Genomic DNA, 13265 nt, shown 5'->3' with positions numbered 1-13265 from the left:
TCCGCCCACCCGAGTGAACGCGGACAGGAGCGGCCATGCCCACAGCCCGCCAGTCGCCGACTGAGCAGCTACAAAGAACAACCAAACCTCGTAAAAAGAAACAACCCGCTCAATCCGCCCTGCCCGCACAGCCCTCAGGTGATCCCATGATCGGTCGCATCCCCGTCCTGGACGTCCGCCCCCTCGTCGACTGTGGAAGAAGGCCAGCGAAAGCGGTGGCAGGTGAGACCTTCCAGGTCACCGCCACCGTCTTCCGCGAGGGTCATGACGCGGTCGCCGCCAATGTCGTACTGCGCGATCCCAGCGGTCACCCCGGACCCTGGACCCCCATGCGCGAGCTCGCGCACGGCGCCGACCGCTGGGGTGCCGACGTCACCCCGGATGCCGAGGGCCGCTGGACGTATGCCGTCGAGGCCTGGAGCGACCCGGTCGCCACCTGGCGGCACCACGCCCAGATCAAGATCCCCGCCGGTATCGACACCCCCCTCGTGCTGGCCGAAGGCGCCGACCTGTACGAAAGGGCCGCCGCCGGAGTGCCCAAGAACGACGGGCGCGAGGCCGTGCTCGCCGCCGTCGACGCGCTGCGCGACGCCGCGCGGCCCGCCGCCGCGCGGCTCGCCGCCGCCCTGGCCCCGGACGCCGCCGCGGCGCTCGCCCGCCACCCGCTCCGCGAACTGGTCACCTCCTCACGCCCGTTGCCGCTCCTCGTCGAGCGGCAGCGCGCGCTTTACGGCTCCTGGTACGAGCTCTTCCCGCGCTCCGAGGGCGCGGTCGTCAAGGAGGGCGCGCCGCCCGTCTCCGGCACCTTCCGCACCGCGGCCGAACGGCTGCCCGCCGTCGCCGCGATGGGCTTCGACGTCGTCTATCTGCCGCCCGTCCACCCCATCGGCACCACCTTCCGCAAGGGCCCCAACAACAGCCTCTCCCCCGGCGCCCACGATGTCGGAGTGCCCTGGGCCATCGGCTCGGCCGACGGCGGCCATGACACGCTCCACCCCGATCTGGGCACCCTCGAGGACTTCGACCACTTCGTCGAGACGGCAGCCGCCCTGCGCATGGAGGTCGCCCTGGACTTCGCGCTCCAGTGCTCGCCCGACCATCCCTGGGTGACCGAGCACCCCGAGTGGTTCCACCACCGTGCCGACGGCTCGATCGCGTACGCCGAGAACCCGCCGAAGAAGTACCAGGACATCTATCCCGTCGCCTTCGACCAGGACATGCGCGGACTGGTTCGCGAGACGCTGCGGGTGCTGCGCTTCTGGATGGACCACGGCGTACGGATCTTCCGCGTCGACAACCCGCACACCAAGCCGGTCATCTTCTGGGAGAAGGTGATCGCGGACATCAACCGCACCGATCCCGATGTGCTCTTCCTGGCCGAGGCGTTCACCCGTCCGGCAATGATGCACACCCTCGGCGCGATCGGCTTCCAGCAGTCGTACACGTACTTCACCTGGCGCAACACCAAGCAGGAGCTGACCGACTACCTCACCGAGCTCTCCGGCGATGCCGCTTCCCATATGCGGCCCAACTTCTTCGTGAACACGCCCGACATCCTGCACGCCTACCTCCAGCAGGGCGGCCGCCCGGCGTTCGAGGTACGCGCGGTGCTCGCCGCGACCATGGCGCCGTCCTGGGGTGTCTACGCCGGCTACGAGCTCTGCGAGAACACGCCCGTGCGGGCAGGCAGCGAGGAGTACCTTCACTCGGAGAAGTACCAACTGCGGCCGCGCGACTGGGAGTCGGCGGAGCGCGAGGGCCGCACCATCGCCCCCCTGATCACCACGCTCAACCGGATCCGCCGCCGCCATCCCGCCCTCCAGCAGCTGCGTGACATCCACTTCCACCACACCGACAACGACGCGGTGATCGCGTACTCGAAACGGTCGGGCTCGAACACCGTCCTCGTGGTCGCCAACCTCGACCCCCACCACACCCAGGAGGCCACAGTCTCGTTGGACATGCCGCATCTCGGCCTCGACTGGCACGAGAGCGCACCGGTGCGCGACGAGCTCACCGGCGAGACCTATCACTGGGGCAGGGCCAACTATGTGCGCCTCGAGCCGGGCAGCACGCCCGCGCACATCCTCGTTCTGCGACCGTCCCCGCCGATCGGAGGGTCACCCACATCATGATCGTCAATGAGCCCGTCCACGACACGTTCGAGGACACACCCGCCAAGGATCGCGACCCCGACTGGTTCAAACGGGCCGTTTTCTACGAAGTCCTCGTGCGGTCCTTCCAGGACAGCAACGGCGACGGCATCGGCGACCTCAAGGGCATCACCGCCAAACTGGACTATCTGCAGTGGCTGGGAGTCGACTGCCTCTGGTTGCCGCCATTCTTCAAGTCGCCGCTGCGGGACGGCGGTTACGACGTCTCCGACTACACCGCCGTGCTCCCGGACTTCGGCGACCTGGCCGACTTCGTGGAGTTCGTCGACGCCTCCCATCAGCGGGGCATGCGCGTCATCATCGACTTTGTCATGAACCACACCAGCGATCAGCACCCGTGGTTCCAGGAGTCCCGCAGCGCCCCGGAGGGGCCGTACGGCGACTACTACGTCTGGGCCGACGACGACAAGCAGTTCCAGGACGCCCGGATCATCTTCGTCGACACCGAGACGTCCAACTGGACCTTCGACCCGGTGCGCAAGCAGTACTACTTCCACCGCTTCTTCTCCCACCAGCCCGATCTCAACTATGAGAACCCGGCGGTGCAGGAGGAGATCATCTCGGCCCTGCGCTTCTGGCTGGACCTGGGCATCGACGGCTTCCGGCTGGACGCCGTGCCGTACCTGTACCAGGAGGAGGGCACCAACTGCGAGAACCTCCCCGCCACCCACACCTTCCTCAAGCACGTACGCAAGGTGATCGACGCCCACTACCCGGACACCGTGCTCCTCGCCGAGGCCAACCAGTGGCCGGAGGACGTCGTCGACTACTTCGGCGACTTCCCGGTCGGCGGCGACGAGTGCCATATGGCGTTCCACTTCCCGGTGATGCCGCGGATCTTCATGGCCGTACGGCGCGAATCGCGCTATCCGGTCTCCGAGATCCTCTCCAAGACACCGGCGATCCCGAAGAACTGCCAGTGGGGCATCTTCCTGCGCAACCACGACGAGCTCACGCTCGAAATGGTCACGGACGAAGAGCGCGACTACATGTACGCGGAGTACGCCAAGGATCCTCGGATGCGCGCCAATATCGGCATCCGCCGGCGGCTGGCCCCGCTGCTGGACAACGACCGCAATCAGATCGAGCTGTTCACGGCGCTGCTGCTGTCGCTGCCGGGCTCGCCGATCCTGTACTACGGCGACGAGATCGGGATGGGCGACAACATCTGGCTCGGCGACCGGGACGCCGTGCGGACCCCGATGCAGTGGACACCGGACCGGAACGCGGGATTCTCCTCCAGCGACCCGGGCCGGCTCTACCTCCCGACGATCATGGATCCGGTCTACGGCTACCAGGTCACCAATGTGGAGGCGGCGATGGCCTCGCCGTCCTCGCTGCTGCACTGGACCCGGCGGATGATCGAGATCCGTAAGCAGAACCACGCCTTCGGACTGGGCTCGTACACCGAACTGCCCTCGTCGAACCCGGCCGTGCTCGCCTTCCTGCGCGAGGCCCCGTCAGTTGACGGACACGGGGACGATCTCGTGCTCTGCGTGAACAATTTCTCGCGTTTCGCGCAGCCCACCGAGCTCGATCTGCGGACGTTCAGCGGACGCCATCCGGTGGAGCTCATCGGCGGAGTGCGATTCCCGGCCATCGGTCAGTGGCCCTACTTGCTGACTCTCGCCGGTCACGGCTTCTACTGGTTCCGGCTGCGGAAGGATTCGGCTACAACCTGAGTCACATCTGGGGACAGGTATGTCCCGCGGGGCGGTTTCCGCCGCCCCGCACCGGGCACTCTCCCCTTCATCCCCGCGCGCCGCCGGACAGCCACTGCTGTAATCCGGGACACTCTGCGCATTCGTGGTGTACCCGGGGAAAGGACGCGATGCCATGTCGGAGGCTGCATCCACCCGGACTCCCGTCGCTCTTCTCCCGTCACTCGCCCCACTCCTGCACGAATGGCTGCCCCGGCAGCGCTGGTTCGCCGGCAAGGGCCGCCCTGTCACCGGGTTCTCGCCCGTCTCGGCGACCGAACTGCTGCCGGTGGACGGCCCAGGTGCCGGGCTGCTGCATCTGCTCGTGCGCGTCCAGCAGCATGGACCTCCCGCTCCGTCCACGAACGACTGCTACCAACTCCTGCTCGGAGTACGCCAGACACTGCCGCCGTATCTCGCGCCCGCGCTGATCGGCCGTCCCGCGGAGGGCCCGCTGGCCGGGCTGACGGTCTACGAGGGCGTACATGATCCGCGTCTCGCCGAGCTGATCCTGGAGCGGCTGCGCACGCCCGGCGTACTCGGGCCGCTCCGCTTCGACCGGCTCGACCGCGGCCCGGCCATTCCCGGCGGGCTCACCGCACGGCCGCTGGACGCCGAGCAGTCCAACTCCTCGCTGGTGTACGGCGATGCGTACATCCTCAAGCTCTTCCGCCGGGTCCATCCGGGCCCCAACCCCGATCTCGAGCTGCCGCTCGCGCTCGCCCGCGCCGGGTGCGGCCGGGTGCCCGCGCCCGTCGCCTGGTACGAGTCCACCACACCGGAGCCGTACACCCTCGGTGTTCTGCAGCCGTTCCTGCGCGGCTCCGAGGACGGCTGGCTGCTCGCGCTGGAGTCGCTGGCGGACGGGCGCTCCTTCACCGCAGAGGCCTGCGCGCTGGGCCGGGTCACCGCCGAGGTCCATTCGGCGCTGGCCGGCGCCCTGCCGACGGTGATGCTGCGCCGACAGCAGGCCGAGCATCTGGCTGCGGCGATGTCGGAGCGGCTGGACGCGGCCGCGCAGGCGGTGCCCGCCCTGCTGCCGTACGCGCCCCGGCTGCGCGCCGCCTTCGACGCGATCGCCGCGCTGGGCAGGCGCGGCCGCGCCTGGCGGGCACAGCGCGTGCACGGCGACCTCCATCTGGGGCAGACCCTGCTCGCCGCCGGTTCCCCCGGTGTCTCCGGATCCTCCGACGGCGACGGCGACGGCGACGGCCACTGGTCGGTCATCGACTTCGAGGGTGAGCCCGCGCGCCCGCTCAGCGAACGGCGCAGGCCGCAGCCCCCGGTACGCGATGTGGCCGGCATGCTCCGCTCGTTCGACTACGCGGCCCGTACGCACCGCCCGTGGAACCCGGCCTGGGCGGAGCGCTGCCGTACGGCGTACTGCGAGGGCTATGCCGAGATCTCCGGCGCCGATCCGCGCACCGAGCCCGAACTGCTGCGCGCGTACGAGACGGACAAGGCCGTGTACGAGGTCGTGTACGAGGCCCGGCACCGCCCCGACTGGCTGCCGGTGCCGATGGCGGCGATCGACCGTCTGGCCGCCCTCACCTGATCCCCCCACAGCCCAAGGAGGCCGACCCCCGTGACCGCCCGACCCCCGTCCCGTAATTCCTCCGACCCCGATGTACCGAATCCGACGGCAGCGGCCGGGCCCGGCCGCAAGCAGCCCGCCGCGCCACGGCCGCGCGCCGGCGGCAGTCATGGCGTACGGGCCGCGCGACCGCTCGCGGCCGGGGACAGGGAACGGCTGCTGGCCGGCACCCACCACGATCCGCACGGGCTGCTCGGCGCGCACTCGGTCCGGGGCGGCGTCGAGCTGCGCGCGTTGCGCCCGTACGCGCGGGCGGTGACTGTGCTGGCCAAGGGGCTGCGGGCCGAGCTGCATGAGGACGGCGACGGGTTCTTCTCCGGTGTGCTGCCGCTGCGTACGGTTCCGGAGTACCAACTGCTGGTCGCGTACGACGCGGGCGAGGCCACCGAAGAGGACGAGAGCCCGGGCACCCTCGAGATCGAGGTGCAGGACCCGTACCGCTTCCTGCCCTCACTCGGCGAACTCGATCTGCATCTGATCGGCGAGGGTCGGCACGAGGAGCTGTGGAAGGCGCTCGGCGCGCATCCGATGACGCACCAGGCCGTCACCGGGACCCGGTTCACCGTCTGGGCGCCCAATGCCCGCGGGGTGCGCGTCGTCGGCGACTTCAATTACTGGGACGGCACCGGCCATCCGATGCGGTCACTGGGCTCGACGGGCGTGTGGGAGCTGTTCGTCCCGGGGGTGAGCGAGGGCGCGCTCTACAAGTTCGACATCACCCGCCCGGACGGATCGCACACCCTGCGCGCCGACCCGATGGCGCAGCGCGCCGAGGTGCCGCCTGCCAATGCCTCGATCGTGACCGAGTCCCATCATGTGTGGCGGGACGAGGAGTGGATGGCGCACCGCGGCGACCTGCCGGTGCACGAGGCACCCCTCTCCGTCTACGAGGTGCACCTGGGTTCCTGGCGGCCCGGCCTGACCTATCGCCAGCTCGCCCTCCAGCTCCCCGCGTACGTCAAGGACCTGGGTTTCACTCATGTCGAGCTGATGCCGGTCGCCGAGCACCCCTTCGGCGGCTCCTGGGGTTATCAGGTCACCGGTTTCTACGCACCGACCTCCCGGATGGGCACCCCTGACGATTTCCGCTTCCTCATCGACGCCCTGCACCGGGCGGGCATCGGGGTGCTGGTGGACTGGGTACCGGCGCACTTCCCGAAGGACGACTGGGCGCTGGCCGCGTTCGACGGCCGCACGCTGTACGAGCACGAGGACCCGGCGCGTGCCGCGCACCCGGACTGGGGCACCCTCGAGTTCGACTACGGCCGCAAGGAGGTGCGGAATTTCCTGGTCGCCAACGCGACGTACTGGTGCGAGGAGTTCCATATCGACGGGCTGCGGGTGGATGCCGTCGCCTCGATGCTCTACCTCGACTACTCCCGCGAGCAGGGCGAATGGTCGCCGAACGTCCACGGCGGCCGGGAGAACCTGGACGCGGTCGCCTTCCTCCAGGAGATGAATGCCACGGTCTACCGGCGCTGTCCCGGCGTCGTCACCATCGCCGAGGAGTCCACGGCCTGGGACGGCGTCACCCGTGCCACCCACCATGTGGGCCCCGGCGGCTTCGGCGGCCTCGGTTTCGGCCTGAAGTGGAACATGGGCTGGATGCACGACTCGCTGGGCTATGTCACACACGAACCGGTGCACCGCAAGTTCCACCACAACGAGATGACCTTCTCGATGGTGTACGCGTACAGCGAGAATTATGTCCTGCCGATCTCGCACGACGAGGTGGTGCACGGCAAACGGTCGCTGGTGAGCAAGATGCCCGGCGACTGGTGGCAGCAGCGCGCCAACCACCGCGCCTATCTGGGCTTCATGTGGGCACATCCGGGCAAGCAACTGCTCTTCATGGGACAGGAGTTCGCGCAGGGCGCGGAGTGGTCGGAGGGCCATGGCCCGGACTGGTGGCTGCTCGACCCGTCGTACGCGGCGGAGGCGGACCACCGCGGGGTACGGCACCTGGTCAGCGATCTCAACGCGGTGTACGGCGCGACCCCCGCGCTCTGGCAGCGCGACACCCTGCCCGAGGGCTTCGCCTGGGTGGACGGTGACGCGGCGGAGGACAATGTCTTCGCCTTCCTGCGCTACGACGCCTCGGGCGCAACGCTGCTGGCCGTCAGCCACTTCTCGCCGGTGGTCCGCCATGAGTACCGCCTCGGTGTGCCGGACCCGGGCCAGGCATGGACGGAGATCCTCAACACGGACGCGGCGCGCTACGGCGGCGGCAATGTGCTCAACGAGGATCCGCTGAAGCCGGAGTCGGTGCCGTCGCACGGCCGCCCGGCCAGCATCCAGCTGACGCTGCCGCCGCTGGCGACGGTGTGGCTGCGCCCGGCGTGAACGTATGTCTTCGATCGCCGGGCGGGCTTGTCCTCCCAGCCCGACCGGCGATCGAGGACGCACCGGCTGCCGGTCGGCCCCGGTCAGCCGGTGCGGTCACCGCGACAGGCCGCGGCCGCGGTCGGTACGCACCACCCCCAGGCGCTGGGTGGCGCGGGTCAGCGCCACATAGAGGTCGTTCGTGCCGTGGGCCGAGCCGGCGCGGATCTGCTCCGGCTCGACGACGATCACCGTGTCGAACTCCAGACCCTTCGCCTGGCGGGGGTCGAGCAGCACGACGGGCCGGGTGAGGTCCGGTTCACCGCCGCTCGGGACATCGGGCAGCTCGGCCGCGAGGGCGGTGTGGAGCCCGGCCGGGGCGATCACCGCGAGCCGCCCCTCGTGCGGAGATCCGGCCACCCGCTCGGCGACGGTCCGTGCGAGCTCGTCCGGGGCGACAGCCACCTCCCATGGCCGTACGCCCGTGGAACGCACCGAGCGCGGCGGCTCGAAGGCGGGATCCTCGCGACGCCGTACGTCCGCCGCGAGCTCCATGATCTCGGCGGGCGTACGGTAGTTGACGCCCAGTCGGTTGTGCTGCCAGCGGTCGCCGACGTACGGCCGGAGGATCTCCTGCCACGACCCGCATCCGGCCGCGTCACCGGTCTGGGCCGGGTCGCCGACCAGGGTCATCGAGCGCGTGGGGCAGCGGCGCATCAGCAGCCGCCATGCCATCGCGGACAGCTCCTGCGCCTCGTCGACGATGATGTGCCCGAACGCCCAGGTCCGGTCGGCGGCGGCGCGCGCGGCCGCGCTGCGGTGGTCGGCCTCCTCCTGGCGCTCGGCCATCCGCTCGGCGTCGATGATGTCGTGCGCGGCGAGAACCTCGGACTCCTCGTCCTCGAACTCGTACGTCTTGGAGCCCTGCGAGAGCTCGAGGACGCCCTGCGCGTAGGCGATCCGGTCCTGCCGCTCGGCCTCTGCGGCGGCCCGTTCCGCGCTGTCGTCGACGCCGAGCAGCTCGGCGGCCTCGTCGAGCAGCGGCACATCGGCCGGCGTCCAGGCGCCGTGCGTACGCCGGACGATCTCGGCTTCCTCGTGAAGCAGTTGGGCCTCGGGCTCGGCGAGGAAGTCGGCGACGAGCTGCTGCGGGGTGAGCGAGGGCCAGAGCTCGTCGATCGCCGAGTGAACCTCGGCGCTGGTGGCGATCTCCTTGCCGAGCTGGGCGATGTCGTCGGGGCCGAGGAGGTTCGGTCCGCCGTACGGATCGGCACCGAGCCGGTCCACGAGCTGTTCGGTCAGCGCGTCGATGATCCGGAACGCGAAGTGCGGCCGGGCCAGATTGTGCGGCAGCCCGGTGGCGCGGGCCCGGTCGCGGGCCTCGTACGCCATCTCGCGGTGGAGCAGCAGCGTCCCGTGCTCCTGATGGTCGATCTCCAGCGCGGGCTCGGGCAGCGTCCCGCTGTCCTCGTGGTCGACCCCGGGCACCGACTCGGGGAGCGTCTGCCGGTCGCGTACGACACGGGCCAGCACATCGGCCATCTCCGCACGGCCCTTGACGGCCGCGGCCCGCTGAGTGTCGGTCCCGGTGGCCCGTACGCCGGGATAGAGCTCCGCCATGGTGGACAGCAGCACCCCGGTCTCGCCGAGCGAGGGCAGCACCTCCCCGATGTAGCCGAGGAACGCCGGGTTCGGCCCGACGATCAGCACGGCGCGCCGGGCGAGCTGCTCGCGGTGCGCGTACAGGAGATAGGCGGCCCGGTGCAGCGCGACCGCGGTCTTCCCGGTGCCGGGCCCGCCCTCGACGACGAGCACGCCACGTTGCGGGGCGCGGATGATGCGGTCCTGCTCGGCCTGGATGGTCTGCACGATGTCGCTCATCCGCCCGGTACGCGCGGCTCCGAGCGCGGCGAGCAGCACGGCGTCCGCGTCGTGGTCCTCGTACCCGGTGCGGGTGGCGTCGGCGAGATCCAGGATCTCGTCGTGCAGCGCGGTGACGGTGCGCGCCTTGGTCGTGATGTGCCGGCGTCGGCGCAGGCCCATCGGCTCATGGCCGGTGGCGAGGTAAAAGGGCCGCGCGACGGGAGCACGCCAGTCGATGAGAAGAGGGGTGCGCTCCGTATCGTCCTGTCGCATTCCGATACGCCCGATGTGGTGCCTGGCACCGTCCTTGAGATCGATACGCCCGAAACAGAGTCCGGAATCCACGGCATTCAGCGCGGACAGCTGTCCGGACTGTTCCGCGACGCTGATATCGCGCTCCACGCGGGCCTGAAGACCGGTCCCGGCCTGCCCGATCGCCGTCCGGACCGCACCTTCGGCCTGCTCGCGGAGCGCGTCGAGACGCCTGTAGAGCAGGGAGACGAATTGCTGCTCATTCTGCAATTCCTCGGTTGACAATTCAGCTCCTGACGCGATACGGTGTCCCCAGTGAACTTCTCCGTGCCCTTTGGTGTGCACGAACACGGAAACATCCAATATACGCAGAGAAATACCCCGGCCGTCAATTCGGTCCGGGGTATTTTTTTGCGCCGAAGGGGTGGGTGCGCGAACGACTGGCGCTCCGGGGCGCACGGCCGGAGCTCCCGCCGGGCGGCCTGTGCCACACGTTCTGCGGAACGGACGGCTTCGCGAACAGCGGACCACGCTCCGCCGGCCATGCGCTCCAGACACAGGAAACGTCGGGTCACACACATGGTGATGCCGGCGTGAAACATTTCGCCGTCGCCGTCGCGTCAATGAAGTGAAGGGGCTGGGAGGCCCCGGAGACCAAGCACGCAACGGGGATGGATGGGGAGGGGACAGCATGATTCAGTCCCGCGAGGACGAGTTCCTCCAATTGCTGCGGGCCGCCTCTTGCGCTCAGCCTGCCTCTTCATCAGCGGCGACACGCATCGTGCCATCGGGGAGACCGCCGACGCAGTGAACGTCGGCTCCCTCTCCGTTCGGACGCGCTCGTCGCGCGCACCGGTGCGCCCGCACGGACAGCTCTGCGGCAGCCGCGCCCAGCTCATTTCGGTCCGCTGAGACCTCTTTTCTCATCCGGCCGGCATCGACGGGAGACGGCGATCCGTCATGCCGGTCGCCACCGGCATGACCAGGCACGGGCTCAAGCAACGGCCATATGCAGTCCATTCGACAGTCGTGCGTTCGCGTCCGACCAGGGGGTCCAATACATGTCAGCCATTGATGCCGGCCGCAGACGCTTCCTGCGTACCGCAGGTGCCGCCGCTGCGGCCGCCGGGCTGTCCGGGGGCGGTTTTGCCGTGGGCCGGATGTACGGAACGACAACGGAGACTGAAGAGACGCCGACAGGGCTGCCGTTCGCGTTCCGCACCGGGGGCTATCGCGTTGCGCTCGATGTGCCCGATGGCATGCAGCCCTGGCGCAAACGCACGGCGGAACGGACTGACTCCGCGCCGCACGATGCTTCGGACGTCCGGATGTTCCGTGCACACGGCCGGTTGTACGACCACCCCGTCGGACAGATTCAGTACGGTCTGGAAAACCTGGCAAGCCACCGGCAAACAGGGGACTCGTACTTCCTTCGACGGGCGCGGGCGCAGGCGGACCGGGTGATACAGAGACGGCATCAGGCGCGCGGCGCCTGGTTCTTCCCGTATCCCTTCGACTTCAGGCACGACGTGCACGAGGGCGTGACCTACCGGGCCCCCTGGTACTCGGGCATGGCACAGGGCGAGGCACTCAGTCTCTTCTCCCAGTTGGCCCGGTACGCCGGCGTCCCGTCGGCGGACCGGGCGCGGTACCGGGCTGCGGCCGACAAAGCGTTCGCTTCCTTGCTTGTCGGGAATGACAAAGGGCCGTGGGTGGTCGCACAGGACGAAAGAGACCACCTGTGGATCCAGGAGTACCCGATCGACGCGCCCGGCACCTCGGACTACACATACAACGGCTTCATGTTCGCGGCGCTCGGGCTGTGGGACTACCACGCGATGAGCAGGAATCCGCTGGCAGAGCAACTCTTCGACGGTTCCTTGACGACGCTCCACGCGTACTTCCCGGACCTGCGCAATCCGGGCTGGCTTTCGCACTACTGCCGAACGCACGAGATCCCGACAGATCACTACCATCCGGTCCACATCGATCTGCTGCTCCAGTTGTCCTGGCTTTCCGGCAGCGAGCGCTTCGCCGCGCATGCGGACCTGCTGACCGACGACTACCCGCCGCCTTCTTTGGGCGCCTCTGGTGGACGGGTCACCCTCCAGGACGGCACGCACACCCTGTTCCGCTTCACCGAGGAGGGTGCCGTCACCGCGACACGTACGCTCGACCTGCGCCGTCCCCGGCAGTTCACGGCCTCCCGCCGGACCCGCATCCTGGGCCGCGGCATTCACTGTCTGCTGGCGGACGGGCCGGAGGCGGAGTGGTACGTGGCCGAACGCTTTCCCGCGGTCCGCCTGCACGGGGAGTGGTGCGGCGCGGACTACCGCCCGGCGCGCCGCGCGGTGTTCAAGGCGGGCGTGAGCGTGATCTGCCACACGAGCCCGACGATGAAAGCGGCACCCAGGACGGTCACGTACCCGAAGGACACGCCCGTGTACTACAACCGCCGGGCTCTGGTCGAGGGCCGTTACATGATCCGCCTCTCGGACGGCCCGCTGGCCGGCTGGTGGGCCCCCGGTGCACAGCTCCTCACGCCGGGAGCCCCGTGAGCTCTCCGGCCGAGGAGAGGGCGGGCCGACAGCGGGCTAGAGCACGTCCTCCAGTTCCTGGAGCAGCCGTCGCTTGGGCCGGGCGCCGACCATCGACTTCACCGGCTCGCCCCCGCGGAACACCATCAGCGTCGGCATCGACAGCACGCCGTACCGCACCATGACCTCCGGATTGGTGTCCACATCGAGCTGTACGACCTTGAGCCGGTCGGCCTCCTCGGCGGCGAGAGCGCTCAACACCGGCGCGAGCTGGCGGCACGGGCCGCACCAGTCGGCGGTGAACTCCACCAGGACCGGCAGTCCCGCCTTCAGCACCTCGTCGTCGAAGTCGTTGTCCGTCACCGCGGCGACGCCTTCTGCGTGGATCATTCGTCTTCCCCTCCGTACGTCAGTTCACAGCGTGGCTCCGGACCGCCCGGAACATCGGCCTGCGCCTCCAGCTCCGCCCGCGCGAGCTGCGCACCGACCTGGGCGCGCACCGACTGGAGCTGGTCGATGAGCGTGTCCAGCTCACCGAGCTTGGCGCGGTAGACCGCGAGCGAGGCGGGGCAGGAGTCGCCCGCCGGGTGCCCGGCGCGCAGACAGTCGACGAAGGGTCTGGTCTCCTCCAGATCGAACCCGAAGTCCTGCAGGGTCCGGATCTGCTGGAGCAGCCGCAGATCGTCCTCGTCGTACGTGCGGTAGCCGTTCACCGCGCGCCGGGCGGGCAGGAGCCCGCGGGACTCGTAGTAGCGCAGAGTGCGGGTGGTCGTCCCGGCCCGCTCCGCCAGCTCGCCGATTCGCATGTCCTCGACGGTAATCC

At 69.4% G+C, this 13265-nt stretch carries 9 protein-coding genes; 6 read left to right on the top strand and 3 right to left on the bottom strand.

Features of this window, described 5'->3' with window-relative positions; all coding sequences use genetic code 11:
* Window positions 1-146: 146 nt before the first annotated feature.
* The 4 genes from OG735_RS29595 (at window position 147) to glgB (ending at window position 7811) form a co-directional block, all read left to right on the top strand.
* Window positions 147-2135: an alpha-1,4-glucan--maltose-1-phosphate maltosyltransferase gene (locus tag OG735_RS29595; protein WP_327326184.1), complete on the top strand. Its 1989-nt coding sequence runs from the start codon at window positions 147-149 to the stop codon at window positions 2133-2135.
* Window positions 2132-3856: a maltose alpha-D-glucosyltransferase gene (treS, locus tag OG735_RS29590; protein WP_327326183.1), complete on the top strand. Its 1725-nt coding sequence runs from the start codon at window positions 2132-2134 to the stop codon at window positions 3854-3856. Before OG735_RS29595 ends, treS begins: the two co-directional genes overlap by 4 nt.
* A gap of 154 nt (window positions 3857-4010) precedes the next feature.
* A complete protein-coding gene (locus OG735_RS29585; RefSeq protein WP_327326182.1) occupies window positions 4011-5429 on the top strand; it encodes a maltokinase N-terminal cap-like domain-containing protein in 1419 nt (472 codons plus the stop codon).
* Between the two features lie 30 nt (window positions 5430-5459).
* Window positions 5460-7811, top strand: coding sequence for a 1,4-alpha-glucan branching enzyme (gene glgB, locus OG735_RS29580; protein ID WP_442812510.1), 2352 nt, complete (start codon window positions 5460-5462; stop codon window positions 7809-7811).
* Between the two features lie 96 nt (window positions 7812-7907).
* Here glgB and OG735_RS29575 read toward each other — a convergent pair whose 3' ends face one another.
* Entirely contained in the window at window positions 7908-9926 is a 2019-nt protein-coding gene (locus OG735_RS29575) for a HelD family protein (protein ID WP_327326181.1), read from the bottom strand.
* 18 nt (window positions 9927-9944) lie between these two features.
* Here OG735_RS29575 and OG735_RS29570 point away from each other — a divergent pair, with 18 nt between their 5' ends.
* Both OG735_RS29570 and OG735_RS29565 read left to right on the top strand, forming a co-directional pair.
* Window positions 9945-10187, top strand: coding sequence for a hypothetical protein (locus tag OG735_RS29570; RefSeq protein WP_327326180.1), 243 nt, complete (start codon window positions 9945-9947; stop codon window positions 10185-10187).
* 779 nt (window positions 10188-10966) lie between these two features.
* Window positions 10967-12463 (top strand): D-glucuronyl C5-epimerase family protein, encoded by a 1497-nt coding sequence (locus OG735_RS29565; protein ID WP_327326179.1) that lies wholly within the window; start codon window positions 10967-10969, stop codon window positions 12461-12463.
* A 36-nt stretch (window positions 12464-12499) separates the two neighbouring features.
* Here OG735_RS29565 and trxA read toward each other — a convergent pair whose 3' ends face one another.
* Both trxA and OG735_RS29555 read right to left on the bottom strand, forming a co-directional pair.
* Window positions 12500-12832, bottom strand: a complete 333-nt coding sequence (gene trxA / locus OG735_RS29560) for a thioredoxin (RefSeq protein WP_327326178.1) — start codon at window positions 12830-12832, stop codon at window positions 12500-12502.
* Complete coding sequence (locus tag OG735_RS29555; protein ID WP_327326177.1) at window positions 12829-13248, bottom strand: MerR family transcriptional regulator; 420 nt, start codon at window positions 13246-13248, stop codon at window positions 12829-12831. The genes trxA and OG735_RS29555 overlap by 4 nt, the downstream gene beginning before the upstream one ends.
* Window positions 13249-13265: the final 17 nt, after the last annotated feature.

The sequence above is a fragment of the Streptomyces sp. NBC_01210 genome (assembly GCF_036010325.1).
Taxonomy (GTDB): domain Bacteria; phylum Actinomycetota; class Actinomycetes; order Streptomycetales; family Streptomycetaceae; genus Streptomyces.
This window is presented reverse-complemented; position numbering and strand designations above follow the sequence as displayed.

Excerpts from the sequence above, each read along its gene's own strand:
- OG735_RS29565 (WP_327326179.1), top strand. The coding sequence starts at position 10,967 with ATGTCAGCCATTGATGCCGGCCGCAGACGCTTCCTGCGTACCGCAGGT.
- OG735_RS29575 (WP_327326181.1), bottom strand. The coding sequence starts at position 9,926 with ATGCGACAGGACGATACGGAGCGCACCCCTCTTCTCATCGACTGGCGT.
- OG735_RS29595 (WP_327326184.1), top strand. The coding sequence starts at position 147 with ATGATCGGTCGCATCCCCGTCCTGGACGTCCGCCCCCTCGTCGACTGT.
- treS (WP_327326183.1), top strand. The coding sequence starts at position 2,132 with ATGATCGTCAATGAGCCCGTCCACGACACGTTCGAGGACACACCCGCC.
- trxA (WP_327326178.1), bottom strand. The coding sequence starts at position 12,832 with ATGATCCACGCAGAAGGCGTCGCCGCGGTGACGGACAACGACTTCGAC.
- OG735_RS29585 (WP_327326182.1), top strand. The coding sequence starts at position 4,011 with ATGTCGGAGGCTGCATCCACCCGGACTCCCGTCGCTCTTCTCCCGTCA.
- OG735_RS29555 (WP_327326177.1), bottom strand. The coding sequence starts at position 13,248 with ATGCGAATCGGCGAGCTGGCGGAGCGGGCCGGGACGACCACCCGCACT.